1 rRNA gene is annotated in these 900 nt (G+C 51.9%); it reads left to right on the top strand.

Features of this window, described 5'->3' with window-relative positions:
• A 16S ribosomal RNA gene (locus HLH18_RS10505) occupies window positions 1-900 on the top strand; the annotation flags it as partial.

Raw genomic sequence — 900 nt, 5'->3', positions numbered from 1 at the left:
TAGCGGCGGACGGGTGAGTAATGCTTAGGAATCTGCCTATTAGTGGGGGACAACATTTCGAAAGGAATGCTAATACCGCATACGCCCTACGGGGGAAAGCAGGGGATCTTCGGACCTTGCGCTAATAGATGAGCCTAAGTCGGATTAGCTAGTTGGTGGGGTAAAGGCCTACCAAGGCGACGATCTGTAGCGGGTCTGAGAGGATGATCCGCCACACTGGGACTGAGACACGGCCCAGACTCCTACGGGAGGCAGCAGTGGGGAATATTGGACAATGGGGGGAACCCTGATCCAGCCATGCCGCGTGTGTGAAGAAGGCCTTTTGGTTGTAAAGCACTTTAAGCGAGGAGGAGGAGCTCTAGATTAATACTCTAGATGTTTGGACGTTACTCGCAGAATAAGCACCGGCTAACTCTGTGCCAGCAGCCGCGGTAATACAGAGGGTGCAAGCGTTAATCGGATTTACTGGGCGTAAAGCGTGCGTAGGTGGCCAATTAAGTCAAATGTGAAATCCCCGAGCTTAACTTGGGAATTGCATTCGATACTGGTTGGCTAGAGTATGGGAGAGGATGGTAGAATTCCAGGTGTAGCGGTGAAATGCGTAGAGATCTGGAGGAATACCGATGGCGAAGGCAGCCATCTGGCCTAATACTGACACTGAGGTACGAAAGCATGGGGAGCAAACAGGATTAGATACCCTGGTAGTCCATGCCGTAAACGATGTCTACTAGCCGTTGGGGCCTTTGAGGCTTTAGTGGCGCAGCTAACGCGATAAGTAGACCGCCTGGGGAGTACGGTCGCAAGACTAAAACTCAAATGAATTGACGGGGGCCCGCACAAGCGGTGGAGCATGTGGTTTAATTCGATGCAACGCGAAGAACCTTACCTGGTCTTGACATA

The sequence above is a fragment of the Acinetobacter sp. ANC 5414 genome (assembly GCF_013004295.1).
Lineage (GTDB): Bacteria > Pseudomonadota > Gammaproteobacteria > Pseudomonadales > Moraxellaceae > Acinetobacter.
This window is presented reverse-complemented; position numbering and strand designations above follow the sequence as displayed.